20 protein-coding genes and 1 pseudogene are annotated in these 20910 nt (G+C 70.4%); 11 read left to right on the plus strand and 10 right to left on the minus strand.

The annotated features are described in order from the left end of the window. Positions 1–26: 26 nt before the first annotated feature. The 4 genes and pseudogenes from ACH54P_RS30190 (at position 27) to ACH54P_RS30205 (ending at position 5093) form a co-directional block, all read left to right on the plus strand. Positions 27–962: an ABC transporter substrate-binding protein gene (locus tag ACH54P_RS30190; RefSeq protein ID WP_489906714.1), complete on the plus strand. Its 936-nt coding sequence runs from the start codon at positions 27–29 to the stop codon at positions 960–962. Positions 963–978: 16 nt separating this feature from the next. Then, positions 979–1926: an amino acid ABC transporter permease gene (locus ACH54P_RS30195; RefSeq protein ID WP_489906715.1), complete on the plus strand. Its 948-nt coding sequence runs from the start codon at positions 979–981 to the stop codon at positions 1924–1926. 3 nt (positions 1927–1929) lie between these two features. After that, positions 1930–2703, plus strand: a complete 774-nt coding sequence (locus tag ACH54P_RS30200) for an amino acid ABC transporter ATP-binding protein (protein WP_364619068.1) — start codon at positions 1930–1932, stop codon at positions 2701–2703. Positions 2704–2790: 87 nt separating this feature from the next. Further along, positions 2791–5093, plus strand: a pseudogene (locus ACH54P_RS30205) (oxidoreductase). 47 nt (positions 5094–5140) lie between these two features. Here the strand turns inward: ACH54P_RS30205 and ACH54P_RS30210 are convergent. Then, complete coding sequence (locus ACH54P_RS30210; RefSeq protein ID WP_489906716.1) at positions 5141–5716, minus strand: hypothetical protein; 576 nt, start codon at positions 5714–5716, stop codon at positions 5141–5143. A 164-nt stretch (positions 5717–5880) separates the two neighbouring features. Here ACH54P_RS30210 and ACH54P_RS30215 point away from each other — a divergent pair, with 164 nt between their 5' ends. The 3 genes from ACH54P_RS30215 (at position 5881) to ACH54P_RS30225 (ending at position 10115) form a co-directional block, all read left to right on the plus strand. After that, entirely contained in the window at positions 5881–7698 is a 1818-nt protein-coding gene (locus tag ACH54P_RS30215; protein WP_489916718.1) for an NHL domain-containing thioredoxin family protein, read from the plus strand. A gap of 1 nt (position 7699) precedes the next feature. Continuing rightward, positions 7700–8032, plus strand: a complete 333-nt coding sequence (locus tag ACH54P_RS30220; protein ID WP_489906717.1) for a GroES family chaperonin — start codon at positions 7700–7702, stop codon at positions 8030–8032. A gap of 259 nt (positions 8033–8291) precedes the next feature. Then, entirely contained in the window at positions 8292–10115 is a 1824-nt protein-coding gene (locus ACH54P_RS30225) for a VanW family protein (protein ID WP_489916720.1), read from the plus strand. Positions 10116–10119: 4 nt separating this feature from the next. On the opposite strand, the gene ACH54P_RS30230 is transcribed toward ACH54P_RS30225, so the two are convergent. After that, on the minus strand, positions 10120–10827 hold the full coding sequence (locus tag ACH54P_RS30230) for a leucine-rich repeat domain-containing protein (protein ID WP_489906718.1): 708 nt from the start codon (positions 10825–10827) through the stop codon (positions 10120–10122). Continuing rightward, the gene (locus ACH54P_RS30235; protein ID WP_489906719.1) at positions 10824–11666 is read right to left on the minus strand and encodes a helix-turn-helix transcriptional regulator; all 843 of its coding nucleotides are present in this window, start codon (positions 11664–11666) and stop codon (positions 10824–10826) included. The genes ACH54P_RS30230 and ACH54P_RS30235 overlap by 4 nt, the downstream gene beginning before the upstream one ends. A 109-nt stretch (positions 11667–11775) precedes the next feature. On the opposite strand from ACH54P_RS30235, the gene ACH54P_RS30240 reads away from it, so the two are divergent. Beyond that, positions 11776–13158 (plus strand): MFS transporter, encoded by a 1383-nt coding sequence (locus ACH54P_RS30240; RefSeq protein ID WP_489906720.1) that lies wholly within the window; start codon positions 11776–11778, stop codon positions 13156–13158. Here the strand turns inward: ACH54P_RS30240 and ACH54P_RS30245 are convergent. From ACH54P_RS30245 to mug, 5 genes are all read right to left on the minus strand, one after another. Then, positions 13148–13441: a GlsB/YeaQ/YmgE family stress response membrane protein gene (locus tag ACH54P_RS30245; RefSeq protein WP_489906721.1), complete on the minus strand. Its 294-nt coding sequence runs from the start codon at positions 13439–13441 to the stop codon at positions 13148–13150. The two genes, ACH54P_RS30240 and ACH54P_RS30245, sit on opposite strands and share 11 nt — an antisense overlap. A 151-nt stretch (positions 13442–13592) precedes the next feature. Beyond that, positions 13593–13868, minus strand: a complete 276-nt coding sequence (locus ACH54P_RS30250; RefSeq protein ID WP_489906722.1) for a GlsB/YeaQ/YmgE family stress response membrane protein — start codon at positions 13866–13868, stop codon at positions 13593–13595. 145 nt (positions 13869–14013) lie between these two features. Then, complete coding sequence (locus tag ACH54P_RS30255) at positions 14014–15849, minus strand: acyl-CoA dehydrogenase (RefSeq protein ID WP_489906723.1); 1836 nt, start codon at positions 15847–15849, stop codon at positions 14014–14016. 159 nt (positions 15850–16008) lie between these two features. Continuing rightward, entirely contained in the window at positions 16009–16794 is a 786-nt protein-coding gene (locus ACH54P_RS30260) for a response regulator transcription factor (protein ID WP_489906724.1), read from the minus strand. Positions 16795–17060: 266 nt separating this feature from the next. Further along, on the minus strand, positions 17061–17621 hold the full coding sequence (gene mug / locus ACH54P_RS30265; protein WP_489906725.1) for a G/U mismatch-specific DNA glycosylase: 561 nt from the start codon (positions 17619–17621) through the stop codon (positions 17061–17063). Between the two features lie 125 nt (positions 17622–17746). Between mug and ACH54P_RS30270 the strand changes: the two genes are divergently transcribed. Then, positions 17747–17923, plus strand: a complete 177-nt coding sequence (locus ACH54P_RS30270) for a hypothetical protein (RefSeq protein WP_489906726.1) — start codon at positions 17747–17749, stop codon at positions 17921–17923. Here ACH54P_RS30270 and ACH54P_RS30275 read toward each other — a convergent pair. Then, on the minus strand, positions 17864–18499 hold the full coding sequence (locus tag ACH54P_RS30275; RefSeq protein WP_489906727.1) for a VanZ family protein: 636 nt from the start codon (positions 18497–18499) through the stop codon (positions 17864–17866). The two genes, ACH54P_RS30270 and ACH54P_RS30275, sit on opposite strands and share 60 nt — an antisense overlap. A 104-nt stretch (positions 18500–18603) precedes the next feature. Then, a complete protein-coding gene (locus tag ACH54P_RS30280; protein WP_489906728.1) occupies positions 18604–18732 on the minus strand; it encodes a hypothetical protein in 129 nt (42 codons plus the stop codon). Positions 18733–18908: 176 nt separating this feature from the next. Between ACH54P_RS30280 and ACH54P_RS30285 the strand changes: the two genes are divergently transcribed. Beyond that, positions 18909–19988, plus strand: a complete 1080-nt coding sequence (locus ACH54P_RS30285) for a Gfo/Idh/MocA family protein (protein WP_489906729.1) — start codon at positions 18909–18911, stop codon at positions 19986–19988. 51 nt (positions 19989–20039) lie between these two features. Then, positions 20040–20819: an alpha/beta fold hydrolase gene (locus tag ACH54P_RS30290; RefSeq protein WP_489906730.1), complete on the plus strand. Its 780-nt coding sequence runs from the start codon at positions 20040–20042 to the stop codon at positions 20817–20819. Positions 20820–20910: the final 91 nt, after the last annotated feature.

Here is a 20910-nt window from a genome sequence, read left to right on the forward strand (position 1 = left end):
AACTGAGAACTACGAGGAGTGACGACGTGGCCCGAGGAACCCAGCTCAAGGCGATCGCCCTGCTGCCTGCGTTCGCCCTGGTCGGCTTGACCGTGGCGTGCGGAGCGGGAGGGAGCGGCGCGGGTGACGCCAGCCCCAGCAGCTCGGCCGCGCCGGGCGCCGGATCGGGTGACGTGGGCACGGTGGCGAAGGACGACGCGCTGGCCGGGATGGTGCCCGCCGACGTCAAGGCCGACGGCAAGATCGTGGTCGGCCAGGACCAGAGCTACCCGCCGAACGAGTTCGTCGACGGCGGCAAGGCGACCGGCTTCGACGTCGATCTCGGCACCGCGATCGGCCAGGTGCTCGGCGTGCAGATGGACTTCCAGAACTCTTCGTTCGACGGCATCATCCCCGGCATCGGCGCCAAGAAGTACGAGCTGGGCATGTCGTCGTTCAGCATCAACGCCGAGCGGCTGCAGTCGGTCGACATGATCTCCTACTACAGCGCGGGCACCTCGCTGGCCGTGCTGAAGGGCAACCCCGACGGCCTGAAGGTCGACAACCTCTGCGGCAAGAAGATCGCCGTTCAGAAGGGCACCACGCAGGTCGAGGACCTCGACAAGAAGACCGCCGCCTGCACCGGCGCGGGCAAGCCCGCCATCGAGGTCACGCAGCTGCAGGCCCAGACCGACGTCAACCTCGCCCTCACCGCCAAGCGCGTCCAGGGCGAGCTGGCCGACTCCCCGGTCATCGACTACGCGGTCAAGCAGACCAACGGCCAGCTCGAGTCGGTCGGCGCGCCGTACGACACGGCGCCGTACGGCATCGTGCTGCCGAAGAACAGCGGTGACTTCGGCAAGGCCGTCCAGGGCGCGATCCAGAAGCTGATCGACAGCGGCGCGTACAAGAAGATCCTGGACAAGTGGGGCCTGAACGCGACCGGCGCGGTCACCAAGTCGGAGATCAACCCGGCTTCCTGAGTTAAGGACTGAGTTCGTGAGTTCCTCCGAAGCGCCTCCTGCCGAGGCGCCGATCGACGCCGAGCCCATCAAGGCCGTCCCGGTGCGCCACTACGGGCGCTGGGTGGCCGGTGTGCTCATCCTGTTCGTCGCGTTCATCGTGGTGCGCAGCGTGATCACGAACGATGCCCTGCAGTGGCCGGTCGTCGGGGACTACCTCTTCGACGACCGGATCCTGCGCGGCCTGCAGAACACGCTGATCCTCACGGTGATCTCGATGGTCATCGGGATCTTCGGCGGGATCCTGCTCGCCGTGATGCGGCTGTCGCCGAACCCGCTGACGTCGGGCGCCGCGGCCATCTACATCTGGCTGTTCCGCGGCACCCCGCTGATCACGCAGCTGATCATCTGGAACTTCCTGGCGCTCGCCTACCCCCGGCTCGGGCTCGGGGTGCCGTTCGGCCCGGAGTTCGTCAGCTGGGACACCAACCAGCTGATCACGCAGTTCACGGCGTCCCTGCTCGGCCTCGGGCTCAACGAAGCCGCGTACATGGCGGAGATCGTCCGCGGCGGTATCCAGTCGGTCGACTCCGGCCAGCTGGAAGCGTCGAGCGCGCTCGGCATGAGCCGCACGAAGACGCTGAGGCGGATCATCCTGCCGCAGGCGATGCGGGTGATCATCCCGCCGACCGGCAACGAGACGATCTCCATGCTGAAGACGACGTCGCTGGTCGTGGTCATCGGGTACTTCGAGCTGATGGTCGCGGCGCAGACCATCTACTCCCAGAACTACAAGACGGTGCCGCTGCTGATCACGGCCGCCGCTTGGTACCTCTTCATGACGTCGGTGCTGACGCTGGTGCAGATCCAGATCGAGAAGCGGTTCTCGCGCGGCACCTCGCGGGACATCGCGACGAAGAACAGGTGGGCGGGCCGGATGCTGGGCTTCCGGTTCGGCTCCGGCGCCAGTGGCGGAAAGGGATAGGCAGTGACCCCGGTCGTTTCCGCGCAGAAGATCTGCAAGAGCTTCGGCAGTGTCGACGTCCTCAAGGGCATCGACCTCGAGGTGCACGAGCGCGAGGTGCTCTGCCTGATCGGGCCGTCCGGCTCGGGCAAGTCGACGCTCCTGCGCTGCATCAACCACCTCGAGAAGATCGACGCCGGCCGGCTCTACGTCGACGGCGTGCTCGTCGGCTACCGGCAGCGTGGCGACAAGCTGCACGAACTGCGCGAGAAGGAGGTCGCGTTCCAGCGCAAGGACATCGGCATGGTGTTCCAGCGGTTCAACCTCTTCCCGCACATGACCGCGCTGGAAAACGTGATGGAGGCGCCGATCCAGGTCCGGCGCGAGCCGAAGGCCCAGGTGCGCCAGCGCGCGCTGGAGCTGCTCGACCGCGTCGGCCTCGGCGACAAGGCGAAGAACTACCCGGCGCAGCTGTCCGGCGGGCAGCAGCAGCGCGTCGCGATCGCGCGGGCACTGGCGATGAAGCCGAAGCTGATGCTGTTCGACGAGCCGACGTCCGCGCTGGACCCGGAGCTCGTCGGCGACGTCCTGGGCGTGATGAAGCAGCTCGCCAAGGACGGCATGACGATGGTCGTCGTCACGCACGAGATGCAGTTCGCCCGCGAGGTGGCGGACAAGGTCCTGTTCATGGACGGCGGCGTCGTCGTCGAAGAGGGGCCGCCCGACCAGGTCATCGGGAGCCCGCGCGAGGAGCGGACCAAGTCCTTCCTCGCCCGGGTGCTGAACCCCAACGCCTGAGGGTTCTCGCGGCGGAAACGGTGTTCCGGCACCGTTTCCGCCGCTTTTTCGCTACCTTGATGGCGGGGCAGGGAGGGGGAGGCCGTCATGACGACCGAAAGCACGTTGCCCCCGCTCGACCCCTTCGGCGGCATCCCCGACCGGCGGTACGAGGTCAAGGCGTCCGACCTGCTGAAACCGGGTAACGGCGGGTTGCTGCGCTGGCGGCGGCAGGCCACGAACGCCCCGATCGTCTACGTCGAGGACGCCTACATCACCGGCACCCTCGACCTGCGTGCCGCGGACCTGAAGTACCTGTTCCGGTTCGAGCGCTGCCGGTTCGAGCAGCCGCCGGACGTGCGCGAGGCGAACCTGCTCGGCCTGGTCTTCCGCAAGTGCTGGCTGCCGGGGCTGAAGGCCCGCAACATGCGCAGCCGCAACGACGTCCGGCTGATCCGGTGCGTGGTGCAGGTGGACGGGGCCGACCGCGAGATCGAGGAGACGACCGTCCAGCGCGGCGACGACCGCGAGCGCGGGATGCCGAACGCGGCGGTCAACCTGACCGACGCCGTGATCGAGGGCTCGCTGGTGCTCACGCGCACGGTGATCTCGCACCCGCACGGCAAGGCGATCCACGCCGACCGGCTGGTGCTCGCCGGCGCGCTGCTGGCCTACCGGATGGTGGCGAACGGCGAAGTCCGGCTGCCCGGCCTGCGGACCGGCGGTAACGTCAACTTTTCCGGCGCCACGCTGAACAACCCGGACGGCTTCGCGCTCAACGGCAACGGCCTGCACATCGGCGGCAGCCTGCTCTGCGAGGTCGACAACTACGGGCCGGCCAGCCAGCGCAAGCGGTTCTCCGCCACCGGGATCATGTACCTGCCGAGCGCCACGGTGGACAGCGACATCGTGCTGCGCGAGGCCAAGCTGACGGTGTCCCAGCACGGGCCGATCGCCGTCGACGCGTGGAAGTCGAACGACCCGTACCTGGATCCGCGGCCGGCGCTGGTCGCCGACCGGATGCGCGTCGACGGGAACGTCGAGCTGTCGGACGGCCTGCAGGCGCTGGGCACGCTGCGGATGGTCAACGCCCGGATCGGCGGCTCGCTGCGGCTGGCCGGCGCCGAGATCAGCGTCGTGCGCGGCAAGTCGCAGCCGTACTACGACCGCGCGCTGCACCTGGACGGCACGGAGATCGGCGGCGACATCGAGGCGACGAGCCTGCGCGTGCCGACCGGACAGCTGCGGCTGGCCGACGTCACCGTCGGCGGCAACTTCCTGGCGTGGAACTCGATGTTCCGCCACCCGGGCCGGGACGTGTTCTCCGCCCGCCGGTCGAAGATCGCCGGCAACTTCCAGCTGACCGACGCCACGATCCACGGCACGCTGCGGCTGCAGGGGGTCGAGGTCGGCGGCAGCATCAACCTGGCGGGCACTCGGCTCACCGACCCCGGCCGCCGCGCGACCAGCAGTTTCTCCCTCGACATCCGCACCGGCCGGATCGGCCGCGACCTGACGTTGCGGGACAACAACGGCCGCCCGTTCGTCGCCGAGGGCGGCGTCAACCTCGACGGCGCGCAGGTCGCCCGGCGCGTGGACCTGCGGGGTTCGCAGCTGGGTTCGCTGCCGCCGTTCGTGGTGGCGCTCGACGCCGGCGACGTCGCGGCGGACGAGTTCACGCTGACGCCGAGCGTCCCCCGGCCGGCCGGGTCGTGCTGCGCCGCGCGCACTGCGGGACGCTCAGCGACAACGAGGCGTTCTGGGCCGCGTCCGAGGGCATCGAGCTGGAGGACTTCCGCTACGAAGCGCTCAAGAACGGCATCCCCCTCGACGACGACAAGGCGCTCGACCACCGCATCGAGCTGCTGCGCAAGGCGATGCGCGGCTACCGCCCCGGCCCGTACGACCAGCTCGCGCACATGCTCCGCGCGGCGGGCAACGAAGAGCACGCCTCGACGGTGGCCCTGCGCAAACAGCAGTTCCGCTACGAGGCCCTCGCCCGCGGCTTCAAGTTCTTCGGCCCCGGCGTGCGCCTGTGGAGCTGGTTGCAGCGTTCGATGGTCGGCTACGGCTACCGCCCGGTCCGCGCCCTCGGCTGGCTGTTCACGCTCCTGGTGCTGGGCAGCCTGTGGTTCGGCCTGGGCACCGACGACTGCGTCAACGACCGAACGGGCCGGTACATCGCGAGCGGCCCCCGGTGCGTGGTGAACCAGCAGGACACGGGCCTGCAGTGGAACCCGGTGATCTACACCGCGGACCTGCTGGTCCCGATCGTCGACTTCGGCAACAAGTCGAGGTGGTACATGCACGGCCCGGACAACTGGGTGGCGGCGGGCTTCACAGCGTCCGGCTGGATCCTGGCGACGACGGTGGCGGCCGGCGTCAGCCGCATGCTGCGCCGGGAGAATTGACCTTTCTGCGGCTTTCTAGCGCAGATCCGATAGCGCGGCAGAGTGGGCTAGTCGATGAAGCGGGACCAGAACGGGATGTAGCGCGGGCCGTCCGGTGGGGCCGTGCTGATGCCGCCCGTCGCGAACTCGCGGTGGAGGTAATCGCGCAGGTCACAGCCGTAGACGATGATGTCCGTCTGGTACACCGACAGCACCGGGTAGCCGACCGTGCCGGGCAGGCCCGGCAGGTAGCGGTGCCCGCACACCGGCACCAGCTGCGGCACGTCGGCGAGGCGCCGGCGGGCTTCGCGGACCGCGTCCTCGGGGCCGACCGGGCGCGTGCCCCAGTCGGGGAGCCAGAAGCCGTTGTGTTCGACGTCGTAGAGCACGCCGTCGACCGGCCAGGCCAAACGTTTGCGCAGCTGCTCGGGGTTGCCGCAGCGCCAGTCCGGCCAGCGGTCGCCGATCGGGACGCCGGCGGCCAGGAACGTGCGGTGGTCCGCGGCGAAGCGGAAGCCGAACCGGCGCTCGACGTCGTCGAGCTCGGGTTCGCTCAGCCCGGGACGCACGGGTTCCCGGAGGTTCTCCTGCAGGTGCCGTGCCTCCTCGAAGGTGAGGGCACCGGCCGGCTGGACGGGGGTCATGAGGTGAGCCTAAGCGGCGGCTCACCCCGCCGCGCGTTCTTTTCCGCGCCGACCTGGGGGACCCCCGAGGGGTGAGTTTGTTCTCTCATCGGCTGAACCTTGGAACAGAGCGTGAGCGCGTGTAGTTCACTCTTGCCGTGACTTCTCCACGACCGCAGAGCCGCGTGCGCGCCCCCGAGCTTCGCGGCGACGTCTGGCTGAACACCGGCGACCGCCCCATCACCCTCGCCGAGCTGCGCGGACGCGTCGTGCTGCTGGACTTCTGGACCAGCGGCTGCATCAACTGCCTCCACGTGCTCGACGAGCTGCGTCCCCTCGAAGCCGAGTTCGCGGACGTGCTGGTGACGATCGGTGTCCACTCGCCGAAGTTCCTGCACGAGGGCGAGCGCGCGTCGATCGAGGCCGCGGTCCGCCGCTACGAGGTGCACCACCCGGTGGTCAACGACCCCAAGATGGAGCTGTGGTCGCAGTACGCGGTCCGCGCGTGGCCGACGCTGGTGGTCGTCGACCCGGAGGGGTACGTCGTGCACGTCGCCGCGGGCGAAGGGCACGAAGAGGCGCTTCGCCGCGTCATCGCGGACCTCGTGACGAAGCACGAGGCGAAGGGGACGCTCCGGCGCGGCGGCAGCCCGTACGTGCCGGTCGAGGAGCAGCACGGCGAGCTGCGTTTCCCGAGCAAGGCCGTCGCCACCGCCGAAGGGCGCATCCTGGTCGCGGACACCGGGCACCACGCGATCGTCGAGTTCGCTTCGGACGGCGAGACCGTCATCCGCCGCTTCGGCAGCGGCGAGCGCGGCGGCCAGGACGGCCCGTTCGACGTCGCGACCTTCACCGAGCCCTCCGGCATCGCGCTCCTGCCGTACGACATCGCCGAGCGCGCGGGCTACCACGCCGTGGTCGCCGACACCGCCGGCCACCGGCTGCGCGGCCTCGACCTGATCACCGGCGAGGTGACCACGGTCGCCGGCACCGGCGCGCAGTGGCGCAGCGGGCCGGACTCCGGCAAGGGCGTCGAGGTCGATCTCACCAGCCCCTGGGACGTCGCCTGGTGGGGCCCGGCCGGCGGGATCGTCGTCGCGATGGCGGGCAACCACACGCTGAGCGTCTTCGACCCGGTTTCCGGCACCATCCGCCGCTTCGCCGGGACGACCGTCGAAGGCCTTCGCGACGGCGACGTCGGCGAAGCGTTCTTCGCGCAGACGTCCGGCCTGGCCGTGGACGGCGACAAGCTGTGGCTCGCCGACGCCGAGACGTCGGCCCTGCGCTGGATCGAGCCCGACGGCGAGTCGTTCACCGTCCACACGGCGATCGGCATCGACCTCTTCTCCTTCGGCCACACCGACGGCCCGGCTGACAAGGCGCTGCTGCAGCACCCGCTCGGCTTGGCCGTGCTGCCGGGCGACAAGGTCGCGATCGCGGACACCTACAACGGCGCCGTCCGCCGCTTCGACGTCTTCACCCGCCAGGTGACCACGATCGCCACCGGGCTCGCCGAACCGCAGGGCCTGCTGGTGCACGACGGCGAGCTGCTGGTCGTCGAGTCCGCCGGCCACCGGATCGGCCCGCTCCCCGCGAGCGAGCCGACGGTCGTCACTGGCGACGCACACGCCGTGCGCCGTCCGCCGACGGTGCTCACGCCGGGCGAGATCGACTTCTCCGTCGTCTTCACCGCGCCGCCCGGGGAGAAGCTGGACGATCGTTTCGGCCCGTCGACGCGGCTCGAAATCAGCGCGTCGCCGCCTTCGCTGCTCGTCGATGGCGGTGGTACCGGCACCGATCTCAGGCGCAAGATCCGCCTCGCCGACGGCGTCACCGAAGGCGTGTTGCAGGTGGTGGCGCAGGCGGCGAGCTGCGACGACGGCGGTGAGCACCCGGCATGCCGGATCACCCGGCAGGACTGGGGCGTCCCGGTCCGGCTCGAGTCGGGTGGCGCGCGGGAGCTGAGCCTGGTCATGGCGGGGGAGCCCCGGACCGACGGGTAACATGCACGCCGTGTCTGACGGCCGGAAACTCGAGATCCAGATGCTGCACGACCGGGTGCTCGTGCGGCTGTCCCCCGAAGAGGGCGAGCGCCGGAGCAGCGGCGGCATCGTGATCCCCGCCACCGCGCAGGTCGCGCGGCGGCTCGCCTGGGGTGATGTACTGGGCGTCGGCAACAGTGTGCGGAACGTCAAGACCGGCGACCGCGTGCTCTTCAACCCGGACGACCAGCTCGAGGTCGAGATCCAGGGCGAAGGGCACCTGGTGATGCGCGAACGCGACATCCACGCGGTGGCGATGGAGCGGACCGAGCACGGGACGGGGCTCTACCTGTAGGTCGGGTCCCGCGGAGGGCGGGGGCGTGGCAGAGGAAGAGGTGGCCGAGCGCGCCGAGGTGCGCGAATCGGTGCCGGACGCCGCGCCCGAGCCCGCGGAACCGGCTCCCGCGGAGCCGGTGGGGCGCGAGGCAACGATCGTCGCCGGGACGCTGCCCGTCGTCGAGGAAGCAGGTGCCGCCGGGGACCCGACCGTCGAGGCGCTGCCGGTCATCGAGCCGGCGACTGGCCCCGAGGCTCCGACCGTTGTCGACAAAGCGATAGCTCCCGGCGAGCCGCCCGCCACCGTTGACCTCTTCACCGACGACCTGCTCGGCGAGCTCCTCGAAACGCCCGCCCCGCCGCCGGCGCCCGAAACTCCCGCCACTCGCATGCGCAAGGGCCTCGCCCGCACGATGATGATCATCGGCGTCGCGCTGGGACTGTTCGTCATCCTCTACGCGATCGACTTGGTCGCCAGCGCCGGGGACGTGCCGCGCGGGGTGACCGTCGCGGGTATCGATGTCGGCGGGCTGACCCACGCCGAGGCGGAAGCCAAGCTGCGCCGGGAGCTCGAGCCGCGGCTGATCCGGCCGGTGGTGATCCACGGTGGAGACGTGCAGGCCGAACTGGTGCCGTCGCGCTCCGGGCTCGGGCTCGACTGGCCGAACACCCTCGGTCTCGCCGGGCACCAGCCGCTCAGTCCGATCACGCGGATCATGTCGTTCTTCAGCAGCCGTGAGGTCGGCGTCGCGACGCGCACCGACCAGAACCAGATCAGCCAGGCCGTGCGTGAGCTCGCCGACGGCAAGCTCAACCATCCGGCCACCGAAGGCGCGGTCGGCTTCACGCCGATCCCCGGCAGCGACGGCGGGGTCACGCCGTACCCCGTCCTGCCGCGGCAGGGGCAGCAGCTGACCGACCTCGCCGGCGCCGTGCACACCGTCACCGACCACTGGCTCGACCCCGGCGGGGTCAAGCTGGCCATGGCGATCACGCCGGTCAAGGCGACCGCCGCCGGAGTGCAGGCGGCCCTGCAGCAGGTTGTCGCACCCGCCGTGGCGAAGCCGGTCGTGGTGCACGGCCAGGACAAGGACGTCCCGCTGAAGCCGGTGGCGATCGCGGCGTCGTTCCAGTTCGCGCCGGTCGAAGGCGGCGCCGTCGAGGTCCGCGTCGACCAGGGCAAGCTGCAGGCCGCGCTCAAGGACGACCTCGCGAGCACCGAGACCGACGGCAAGGACGCGCAGATCGTCTTCACCGGCGACCAACCGGCTGTCGAGCCGTCCGAGGACGCCCGGAGGGTCGACTGGGAGAAGACCTTCCTGCCGCTGATCGACGTGCTCAAGAAGACCGACGGACGCGATCTCCCGGTCGTCTACAACGCGTCGAAGCCCAGCGTGACCACCGAAGCCGCGGACGCCCTCGGCATCAAGGAGGTCATCGGCGAGTTCACCACCGGTGGCCTGGCCGGCCCGGCCGCGACGAACAACCGCACGCTGGCCGCGCGCGTTTCCGGCACGATCGTGAAGCCCGGCGAGACGTTCAGCCTCAGCGGACGCTCCGGCCCGCGCACCGCCGACAACGGCTACGTGCCCGCCCCGGTCGACGAGGACGGCACCGGCGCCACCGTGGTCGGCGGCGGCGTCTCGCAGCTGGCGTCCACTTTGTACAACGCGGGCTACCTCGCGGGCCTGGCCGACGGCGGGCACCTCGTGCACGACCGCTACCTCGACCGCTACCCCGTCGGCCGCGACGCCAAGGCCGTCAACGCCGACGGCAGCCCGGTCGAGCTCAAGCTGACCAACGACGCGCCCACCGGGTTCGCCGTCCAGGCCACGGTTTCCGGCGACTCCGTGACGGTCCGGATCTGGGGCACCCGCCACTACCGCGTCGAGGGCCAGACCGGCGCGCAGACGCCCGGGGACCCGCCACCGGTCCAGTTCGGCTCCGGCGGAACCGGAACCGATCCGTGCCGGCCGTCGATCGGCACACCCGGCTTCAGCGTGACCGACACCCGGGTGCTCTACGACGTCGCGAGCGGCGCCGAGGTCCGCCGGACCTCGCACACGGCGACCTACGGTCCGCGTCCGACCATTCTCTGTTGAGTTGTCAGCGAAGGACCATGCAACCAGCCTCCTCGAAGTCACGCAGCCACGCCGGCTCGCGGAAGTGCTTGTTCCACCGCAGATCCAGCTTGTCCAGTTTGGACAGCCGGTTGACCGACGCGGGCAGCGTCACCAACGCGTTCTCCCGCAGGTCGAGCTGACGCAGCTCGCCCAGCTCGCCGATCGACTCCGGGAGCTCGGTGAGCCGGTTGCCCCGCAGGTGCAGCTCCCGCAACGCGCCGAGCGCGCCGATCGACTCCGGCAGCGCGCCCAGCTCATTGCGGTAGAGCCGCAGCTCGCGCAGGGACGCGAAGCCCGAGAGATCGGCGGGCAGGGACACCAGCCGGTTGTCCGTGCACCCCAGGTACCGCAGCTTTCCCAGACGGCACCAGGCATCCGGGAACTTGGTCAGCCGGTTGTCGCTGACGTACAGGTACTCCGTGAGCCCGGCCAGGTCGCCCAGCTCGTCCGGCAATGCGTCGAACTCGTTGTGCGCCAGATCGAGCGTGTGCAACGACTCCAGTGCCGAGATGCCCGGCGGCAGCGTGGAAATCCGGTTGGCCGCGAGGTTGAGCACCTGCAGCCCGGTGGCCTCCCACAGCGTGGCGGGCACCGAGGAGATCTCGTTCGCGTAGAGATCGAGCCGGGTGACACCGGGCGGGACCGAAGGCACCGAGGTCAGTCCCTGACTGCCCAGTTCGAGTGACGTCACGGCTTCTCCCGCCGGGTCCGGGGCAGCAACGCCCACGTCGAAGCGTCGTCCGGAGTGGACACCTGGATCCGCAGGCCCGGCACCTCCGACACCGCCAGCTCGGTCAGCCGGAGATTCAGCCGGCCCGCCCGCGGGTGGTTCAGCTGCCGCAGCCGCGGCCGCGGTTCCGCCACCTCGTGGCGGGCCCACAGCTCGGCGAACTCCGGGCTCAGGGCCGACAGCCGGCGAATGTCCTCGTCCCAGGACGGATCACCGACGTGCCTGCCGTACTCGGCCCGCATCCGCGCGACCATGTGGGGCACCTCCTCGTCGTAGTTCAGCAGGAACCGCCGCGCGTTCGGCTCGGTCACGCAGCACCACAGCAGGTTCCCGTGCAGGCACGGCAGGCTGTGCCACTCCCAGAACATCTCCTCCTGCGCCGCGTTCGACTCCAGCACGTCGAACCGGCCGTTGACCACCGTGGCGGGCAACGGATCCAGCGCGCGCAGCACCTCGCGCACCGTCTCGGGCACCACTTCGGCCGACAACGGCCCCCGCGACGGGGTCAGCTCCGCCAGCCGGTAGAGGTGTTCGCGCTCGATGTGGTCCATCCGCAGCGTGCGCGCCACCGCGTCGAACACCTGCGCGCTCGCGTTGATCGGACGGCCCTGTTCGAGCCACGTGTACCAGGTGACGCCGACGCCGGCGAGCAGCGCCACCTCTTCGCGGCGCAACCCGCTGAGACGACGGCGTGGGCCGGGGGCGAGCCCGACCTCCTCGGGGCCGATCCGCGCCCGGCACGCCTTGAGGAACCGGCCGAGTTCCTCCCGGCGGCTCGCGTGGACCTGCGTCTGGGTCATGCCGACATGGTGCCCGAGGGGTACGACAGTTTTCGGCGAGCCGGGTGCTGTCAGTACCAGCACCACCAGGCTCTCTCCGCCGGGAGACGAAGAAAAGCAGGCTCAGGCCATGACACTGACCACCCCTGCCCCGGCCACCCCGGACCGGGCCGCCCGGCCGGACCGGCGGCCGTGGTTCATGCTGGCCGTCCTGCTGCTCGGCCAGTTCATGGCGCTGCTCGACGTCACCGTCGTGAACGTCGCCATGACCGACATCCGCACCGACCTGCACGCGTCCGGCGCCGCGCTGCAGCTCGTCGTTTCCGGCTACACCGTGGGCTACGCGATGTTGCTGATCACCGGCGCCCGCCTGGGCGAGCTGTTCGGACGGCGACGGCTGTTCGTCACCGGTGCCGTCGCCTTCACCGTCTGCTCGCTGCTGTGCGGGCTCGCGCCGGGCGCGACGGCGCTGGTCGTCGCGCGGATCGCGCAGGGCGCCGGGGCCGCGTTGATGATGCCGCAGGTCATCAGCGTCATCCAGGCGCAGTTCACCGGCCCCGCGCGGGCGAAGGCGCTCAGCGCGTACACCGCCGTCATCTCCGTCGCGTTCGTGTCCGGCCAGGTGCTGGGCGGGGTGCTCGTCGGCGCCGACCTGTTCGGGGCGGGCTGGCGGCCCATCTTCCTGGTGAACGTGCCGATCGGCGTGCTCGTGGCCGTGCTGGCGCTGCGGCTGGTGCCCGGCGGTGCCGCGAAAGCCGGACGGCGGCTCGACTTCGCCGGGCTCGCGATCGCCGTGCCGGCGGTGGTGCTCGTCGTGCTCCCGCTGGTGCTCGGGCACGAAACCGGCTGGCCCGCCTGGACGTTCGCCTCGATCGTCGTCGGCGCGCTGCTGGCCGTGCTGTTCGTGGTCGTGGAACGCCGGGTGCGCGACCCGCTCGTCGACCTCGCCGTGCTCAAGATCCGTGGCGTCGCGCCGGGATTGGCCACGCTCGGAGCCGGAGTCGCGTCCTACGGCGGGTTCCTCTTCTGCGTGGCCCTGCACCTGCAGTCGGGCCTCGGCAAGGCGGCACTGGCCGCCGGCCTGGCGATGGCGCCGGGCGGCGTCGTCTTCGGCCTGTGCGGGTTCTTCTGGAACCGGCTGCCCCGGCGCGTGCACGCCTGGCTGACCCCGTGCGGTTACGTGGGGTCCGCGGTCGCCTACGCCTTGCTCGCCCTGGGCAGCGACGGCGGCGCGCTGTTCTTCGTGGCACTGTTGCTCTTCGGCCTGTCGATGGGACCCGCGTTCGGCTCCCTGATGGTGAACGCGCTGACGCACGTCCCGCTCGAACGCGCGGCGGACGTCAGCGGTCTGCTGACCACCACGCTGCAGCTGGGCCAGGTCGTCGGCGTGGCCACGTTCGGCAGCCTGTTCCTGACGCTCGCCACGACGTCGTCCGCGCACGCCCTCACCGTGACGATGGCCTGCGCCGCCGTGCTGCTGCTCGCCGGCGCAGGCCTGGCCGTCAGGCGCTAGTGCGGCTGCCGCCCTTGACCTTGGCGTAGATCCCGGCCGCGAGGATGACCCCGATGACGGCCGCGACGACCTGGAAGACGTGCCGGATCCAGTCGATGCCGGCGGTGTCGCGGACGCCGAAGACGCCGGCGAGCCAGTTGCCGATGAACGCGGCGACGATGCCGACGACGATGGTCAGCCAGATCGGGATCTTCTGCTCGCCGGGCGCGAAGAGCCGGCCGAGCACGCCCAGGATCAGGCCCACGACGATCGTCGAGATGATGCCCCAAAGTCCACCGAGCACGAGTGCCTCCTCGGATAGCGCAATAAGCGCCAAGGTGGCACCGATCGGCTCGCCTCGCCCGCCCGGACCCCCGATGGAGTGACAGGCGAAAAAGATCCGGCCCGGTCCGCCGCAGGGGGCGAACCGGGCCGGATCGGCCTGGGAAAGGGGATTACCTGGTTACCCCGCGGCGGCCGTAGGCGCCCGCAGCGATGCTGACACCGATCGCGGCGAGCACGACCTGCGTCAGGATTTCCAGCCAGTCGATACCGTCAGTGTCGGCGTACCCGATGCCGCGCGCGATCGCCGTGCCGATGAAGGCGGCGACGATACCGATCACGATGGTCAGCCAGATCGGGATGCCCTGCTTGCCGGGCGCGACCAGCCGGCCCAGAACACCGATGATCAGCCCGACGATGATGGCGCTGACGATGCCGGCGACAGTCATCACTTTCTCCTCTCAAGGATCCGCGGACCCGGCCACTCGGGTCCGTCGGACTCGGTGAGCGGAATGCCCGCGCCGCGCGCCCCTGAAACACGAAAAGGGCCCTCCCCGACCGGGGAGGACCCAATTCGTGACCATCAGAACGGCATCAGAACGCGGCTTCGTCGAGCTCCATCAGCGCGTTGTCGGCGGCCTCGACGATCGCGCGGCGGGCGGTCAGCTCCGGCAGCACCTGCTTCGCGAAGAACGACGCCGAGGCGATCTTTCCCTCGTAGAACGGGACGTCCTTGGCGGACGCGCCCGCGTCGAGCTTGCCGATGGCGACCTCGGCGTGCTTGAGCAGCTGCCAGCCGATGAGCAGGTCGCCGACCGACATCAGCAGCCGGACCGTGTGCTGGCCGACCTTGTTGATGCTCTGCGGGTCCTCCTGCGACGCGGTGAGGTAGCCGATCAGCGAGCCCAGCATGCCCTGGGTGTCCTCGAGGGCCTGCTTGAGCAGCGCGCGCTCGTTCTTGAGCCGGCCGTTGCCCGCCTCGGACTCGATGAACTTGGTGATCTCGCCGGCGACGAAGGCCAGCGACTGGCCCTTGTCGCGGACGATCTTCCGGAAGAAGAAGTCCAGCGACTGGATCGCCGTGGTGCCCTCGTACAGCGAGTCGATCTTGGCGTCGCGGATGTACTGCTCGATCGGGTAGTCCTGCAGGAAGCCGGAACCGCCCAGGGTCTGCAGCGACTGCACGAGCTGCTCGGTGGCGCGCTCGGAACCGACGCCCTTGACGATCGGCAGCAGCAGGTCGTTGACGCCGTGCGCCAGCTTCTGGTCGCCCTCGCCGGTCCACAGCTGGTCCTGGAAGGACGCGGTGTACAGGTAGACCGCGCGGAGGCCCTCGGCGTACGCCTTCTGGAGCATCAGCGAGCGGCGGACGTCCGGGTGGTGCGTGATGGTGACGCGCGGCGCGGCCTTGTTCAGCATGTTCGGCAGGTCGGCGCCCTGGACGCGCTCCTTGGCGTACTCGAGCGCGTTGAGGTAACCCGTCGACAGCGTCGCGATGGCCTTCGTGCCGACCATCATCCGGGCGTACTCGATGACCTGGAACATCTGCGCGATGCCGTCGTGCACCTCGCCGAGCAGCCAGCCCTTGGCCGGGGTGCCGTGCTGGCCGAAGGTCAGCTCGCACGTCGTCGAGGCCTTGATGCCCATCTTGTGCTCGACTCCTGTGACGTAGGCGCCGTTGCGCTCGCCCAGCTCACCGGTCTTGGAGTCGAAGTGGAACTTCGGCACGAGGAACAGCGACAGGCCCTTGGTGCCCGGCTTGGTCTCGATGCCGGGGCCCTCGGGGCGAGCGAGCACCAGGTGCATGATGTTTTCGCTCATGTCGTGCTCGGCGGAGGTGATGAACCGCTTCACGCCGTCGATGTGCCAGGAGCCGTCCTCCTGCTTGGTGGCCTTGGTGCGGCCCGCGCCGACGTCGGAGCCGGCGTCCGGCTCGGTCAGCACCATCGTGGCGCCCCAGGCCCGGTCGATCATGATCTGGGCCCAGTGCTTCTGCTCCTCGGTCCCGTTCTTGTTCACGATCATCGCGAAGTTCGGGCCCGCCATGTACATGAACAGCGGGGCGTTGGCGCCGAGGATGAGCTCGGACGCGGCCCACTGCACGGTCGGGGGCAGGCCGAAGCCGCCGAGGTCGTTCGTGAGGCCGAGGCGCCACCACTCGCCGTCGAGGAGCTGCTTGTAGCTCTTCTTGAACGACTCGGGGATCTTGACGCTGAACGTCTTCGGGTCGTAGACGGGCGGGTTGCGGTCGGCGTCGGCGAAGGACTCGGCGAGCGGGCCGGTCGCGAGCTTGTTCAGCTCGGACAGCACGCCGCGCGCGGTCTCCTCGTCGGACTCGGCGAGCACGCCCTTGCCCAGGCGCTCCTGGACGCCGAGTACCTCGAAGAGGTTGAACTCCAGGTCTCGGACGTTGCTCTTGTAGTGGCCCATGTCGTCACTCCAATGTGTTCGGCTCCCCGGCCGGGCACATACTCGCCTTACTCGCCGGTAACTTCAGGATATTACCTGCGGGTAACTGGGGCAAGGACAACCGCACTTCCGAGTATCGGAAATCCGCGAAAAAGTGGCGTTCTGCCTGGGAACCCGGGGTCAGCGGTGCCCGGGGATCGCCGTTGTGTCGGCCGTCACCGGGACGTGGCCGTCTTCGGCCCTGGCGACCAGTATCCCGCCGCGGAACGCGATGGTCACCGCGTGTGTCCGATCTCGTGCGGACAGCTTGCGCAGGATGCTCTTGACGTGGGTCCGGACCGTCTCGACGGAGAGGAACAGCAGCTTCGCGATCGCCGAGTTCTCCAGACCTTCGGCGACGAGCTGCAGCACCTGGTATTCGCGCCTGGACAGCGGCATCCCGCCGCGCGGCGCCGGTGGGCTGTCGTGGGTGAGGTCGCCCTTCGGCACGGTCGCCCGCTTCGGCCGGGCGGTCAGCGCGGCCAGCGCCGGGTCGATGTACCGGCGTTCGGTGTGCGCACGCCGGATCGCTTCGGCGAGACGTCGTGAGTCGATCGAGCGCGGCACGATGGCGTGCGCGCCCGCGGCGATCGCGGCCGCGAGGTACTGCTGCGTGCGATTCGCGTCACGGATCAGCGTGACCAGGATCAGCGCCGGGTCGCCGGCGTTGAGCAGCTTGGTCAGGTGGCAGTTCGGGTCGAGCGCCGAGTCGAGCACGACGACGTCCGGTTTGACCTGCTCGCACAGCTGCAGTGCGGCGTGGTGGCTGGCCGCTTGCCCGGCCCAGTGGAGGCCTTGGCTGCGGTGGACGAGCGCGGCGAGCCCGTCACGGTAGATCGGGACCGGGTCGACGACCGCCACGCCGAGACTTCGCCCGCCGGGTCCGATCGGCCCAGTGGGCCTGCGGGTGGGCTCGATGCCGTGCATCGTGGGCCTCCGTCTCTGCGCGCCGCTCTTGGGGTGCCGGACGTCTCCGGCACCGCCCGGTCCCCCTGCCAGGACCGGCCAAAAGCGACTCCTCCTGCTTGGTACGAGTCGCGATTGCGCAGCTCATGACGCCAATTCCCCCTCATGGCCCAACCCGCAGGTCACAGCAAACTCTGGGTAGAAAACCTTCGGGAGAAGGCTGCTCGACCGAGCGGGGTGAGGGCGGACGGGGCTACTGGCGCTACTGAGGGTTGCCCGCGGTCTGTTCAACGATTTCGACAGTCGTCGGATGCGGCCCGCAGCTCCGCGAACTCCGCCGCGAGCCCGGCCGGCGTCCAGTGCGCGTTCAGGCCGCTCGGGTTGGGCAGCACCCACACGTGGGTGTCGCCGATCCGGTGCTCCTGCCGGCCGACGCGCGCCTTCGGGAAGCCGAAGGCGGTCCGGTACGCCGTGATCCCGACGACGGCGAGCCACCGCGGCCGGTACTCGAGCACCTTCGCGACGAGCAGCTTCCCGCCCTCGCGCAGCTCGTCGTCGGTGAGCTCGTCGGCGCGGGCCGTGGTCCTGGCGACGACGTTCGTGATGCCGAGCCCGAGTCCGAGCAGCTCCTCCTGCTCGCTCGGCGCGTACCGCCGCGGGGTGAAGCCGCCGGCGTGGAGCGCGGGCCAGAAGCGGTTGCCCGGCCGCGCGAAGTGCTGGCCGAGTGCACCGGAGTAGAGGCCGGGGTTGATGCCGCAGAACAGGACGTCGAGGCCGGGCGCGATGACGTCGGGGATGGTGGCGTTGTGCGCGGCGGCCAGCTGGTCCTTCGTGGGTCGGGTGCTCACCGCTCCAGTCTCCGGCACCGCCGGGGATGTCCACCGGCCACGTCGGTCGCGAGGGGTAGCGAATTCACCACAAACCTGCGTACCCTGTGTGATCTCCCGCACAGCGCCGTACCGAGGAGGATTTCGTGCAGCTTCCGATCGTCCTCGGGCTGGTCGCGCTGGTCCTGGCCGTCGCCGCCTTGGTGGTCGTCCTCGAGGACAGGCGGGCGGCCAAGCGGGCCGCGCTGCAGCGGAAGGCGCGGTTAGCGCGTCTGGGCGAGGTGGACCCGCTCGCGCCGAGCCGGCTGCACGCGGACCGGTGAACGCAGCAGGGCCAGCAGCAGCGCGCCGAACACCCAGCCGACACCGGCGCCGAAGGTGTTGTTCATGAGGTCGTCGACGTCGAAGATCCGGTAGACGTACGGCGCCGTGCCGAAGTTCGCGGTGACCTGCGTGAGCTCGATGAGCAGTGAGGCCGTGAAGCCGATCAGCGTCGTGCCGATCAGGCCGCGGCGCCACAGGATCCGCGCGAACACCCCGAGCGGCACGAACAGCAGGACGTTCATGCAGGCCTGCTGGAACGTCTGCGTCATGAACCACTGCGACAGCGGCTCGCCGTGCTTGAGCAGCTCGGTGTGGATGTCGGTGATCCACTGGAACGGGTGCAGTTGCACGGTCTGGCTCAGCCGTCGGGTGCCGGGGCCGGGCAGCGGCAGGAAGACGACCGCGAGGGTCATGCAGCCGTAGAGCAGCACGGCCGCGGTGGTCGCGATGCCGCGCACCCGCAGGCCGCCGTAGCGGGCCAGCTGGGTGATCAGCTGCGGCACCAGCACCACGGTCCACACCGCGAGGAAGCCGATGAACCCGTACTGCAGGGCGGTGACCTGTGCGTTCGTCATGCCACCGACGTTATGGATCTTGCCCGGGGAGCCGCTTCGGTCGAAGAGCCGGACGGCCAGGACGGCCCTCGGCCACTTGACCGACCCGGCGGCGGGCCGATCGGTCAGGGCTGGATCTCGTCCTCGGCGGCGTCGTCCTCGGCGCCCCGCTCGGCTCGCCAGGCGCTGAACACGGTGCCGCCGATCATGAGTACGACGACGGCCAGCACGACGAGTACGACCTCGATGCCCATTTTTCCCCCAGCTGCCGCGTTGCCCGCCTCATCGTGTCCACGTTGTCCAGTGTTACGACGAGTCCGAAGTCATAGCCGGGAAAGCCAGTCGTAACCGGATGCGGCTTGCGCCGAACCGGGAATGAGCACGACGCTCGGGACGTCGGAGTCTTGTGCAGGCAACGAAAGGAACGCTCATGGCACCGGTCCGGGTCGGCATCGTCGGGCTCAGCGCGAACGGCGGCTGGGCCGCCACCGCGCACGTGCCCGCGCTGGCCGCGGTGGACGGCTACGAGCTCCGCGCCCTGAGCGGGAGCAGCGCCGAGTCGGCGCGGGTGGCCGGGGAGAAGTACGGCGTGCCGCTGACCTTCGGCGACGCCGGGGAGCTGGCGCGGCACCCGGAGGTCGACCTGGTCGTCGTCGCCGTGAAGGTGAGCGAGCACCGCGCGCTGATCGAGCCCGCGCTCGCCGCGGGCAAGCAGGTGCTGAGCGAGTGGCCGCTCGGCGTGAGCCTGGCCGAAACCGAGGCACTGGCCGAAGCCGCCCGGGAGAAGCCGACCGCGGTCGGCCTGCAGGGGCGCTCGGCGCCGGCGTTGCGCTACCTGCGTGACCTCATCAAGGACGGCTACGTCGGCCGCGTGCTTTCGACGTCGCTGATCGCGTCGGGCGCGAACTGGGGGCCGAGCGTCCGGGCCGGACGGGGCTACCAGCTGCACCCCGAGGGTGGCGCGACGATGCTGACCATCCCGTTCGCGCACACCGTCGACGCGCTGGCCATGGTGCTCGGCGGCTTCGCCGAGCTGTCGGCGACGATGGCGACCGTCCGGCCGCGCGTGCGCGACGAGGTCACCGGCGATTCCGTCCCGATGACCGCGCCGGACCAGATCGCCGTCACCGGGGTGCTCAAGGGCGGCGCCGTCGCGTCGATGCACGTCCGGGGCGGGACGTCGCCGGCCACGGACTTCCACTGGGAGATCAACGGCACCGAGGGGACGCTGGTCGTGAACGCCGCGGACCCGTTGTTCTGGATCGCGAAGCTGACGCTGCGCGGCAGCCGGACCGGGACGCTGGAGAAGCTCACCGTGCCCGCCCGGTACGAGCTGCCGCAGCTGGCCGGGCGCAGCGCCGAGCCGTCGTACAACGTCGCGCACGCCTACGCGCGGCACCTCAAGGGCGACTTGCCGGACTTCGCGCACGCCCTGCGCGTGCACCGGGTGCTCGACGCCGTCCAGCGGTCGGCCGAGAGCGGAACCCGGGTTCAACCGGACGCAGAGTAACTGTTACCGGCGGTTGTAGCTTTTCCGCGGGCCCGGACTTACTCTCGGGTAATGGACGACGTTGTCTACGACCGCGCCGGCCGGGGCGAGCCCCTGGTGCTGATCCACGGGATCGGTCACCGCCGTCAGGCGTGGGCGCCGGTGTTTCCGCTGCTCACGCCGCATCGCGACGTCATCGCGGTCGACCTGCCCGGCTTCGGCGAGTCGCCCGAGCCGTCCGGCGGCTACGGCATCGAGCCCGCGCTGGTGATGTTCAAGGAGCTCTTCACCGACCTCGGCCTCGACCGGCCGCACGTCGCGGGGAACTCGCTCGGCGGCCTGCTGTCGCTCGCGCTCGGCCAGGCCGGGCTCGTCCGCAGCGTCACGGCGTTGTCGCCGGCCGGGCTGTGGAACCGGACCCAGAAGGTCTACGCGGTCGCGGCGCTCCGGGCCCACCGCACGCTCGCCCAGCGCACGCCGCCGCACGTCGTGCGCCGCATCGCCGCGACGGCGACCGGGCGCAAGGCGCTGACCGGGATGATCGTCGGACGGCCCGAGCGGCTGACCCCGGACGCCGTCGTCGAGGACGCCCACGCGCTGGCCACCGCGCCGGGCTTCGAGCCCACCGCCGCGCAGTCGCGGGGCGGGTTCCGCTTCACCGGGCCGGTCACCGGCGTCCCGGTGACCATCGCCTGGGCCCAGCACGACCGGATCCTCGCCCGGCCGCGCGTCGCCGACCTGCGGAAGGTCGCGCCGGACGGGACGTTCCGGTTGCTGCCCGGCTGCGGGCACGTGCCGATGAACGACGACCCGGCGCTCGTCGCGCAGGTGCTGCTCGACGGAAGCCGTTAGGTGACATTCGCTTCACGTCCGTCTTTTGACCCTGGTAGGTGACCGCTCCGCGAGGCAGAATCCTCCGCCGTGCGCCCGTTCGGGGACCTGG

This window comes from Amycolatopsis sp. N2S4-7, assembly GCF_058119595.1.

Coding starts and splice junctions, on each gene's coding strand:
- ACH54P_RS30210 (WP_489906716.1), bottom strand. CDS start 5,716: ATGACCCCCGTCCAGCCGGCCGGTGCCCTCACCTTCGAGGAGGCACGG.
- ACH54P_RS30220 (WP_489906717.1), top strand. CDS start 7,700: ATGCACGCCGTGTCTGACGGCCGGAAACTCGAGATCCAGATGCTGCAC.
- ACH54P_RS30235 (WP_489906719.1), bottom strand. CDS start 11,666: ATGACCCAGACGCAGGTCCACGCGAGCCGCCGGGAGGAACTCGGCCGG.
- ACH54P_RS30240 (WP_489906720.1), top strand. CDS start 11,776: ATGACACTGACCACCCCTGCCCCGGCCACCCCGGACCGGGCCGCCCGG.
- ACH54P_RS30250 (WP_489906722.1), bottom strand. CDS start 13,868: ATGACTGTCGCCGGCATCGTCAGCGCCATCATCGTCGGGCTGATCATC.
- ACH54P_RS30255 (WP_489906723.1), bottom strand. CDS start 15,849: ATGGGCCACTACAAGAGCAACGTCCGAGACCTGGAGTTCAACCTCTTC.
- ACH54P_RS30260 (WP_489906724.1), bottom strand. CDS start 16,794: ATGCACGGCATCGAGCCCACCCGCAGGCCCACTGGGCCGATCGGACCC.
- ACH54P_RS30275 (WP_489906727.1), bottom strand. CDS start 18,499: ATGACGAACGCACAGGTCACCGCCCTGCAGTACGGGTTCATCGGCTTC.
- ACH54P_RS30280 (WP_489906728.1), bottom strand. CDS start 18,732: ATGGGCATCGAGGTCGTACTCGTCGTGCTGGCCGTCGTCGTACTCATG.
- ACH54P_RS30285 (WP_489906729.1), top strand. CDS start 18,909: ATGGCACCGGTCCGGGTCGGCATCGTCGGGCTCAGCGCGAACGGCGGC.
- ACH54P_RS30290 (WP_489906730.1), top strand. CDS start 20,040: ATGGACGACGTTGTCTACGACCGCGCCGGCCGGGGCGAGCCCCTGGTG.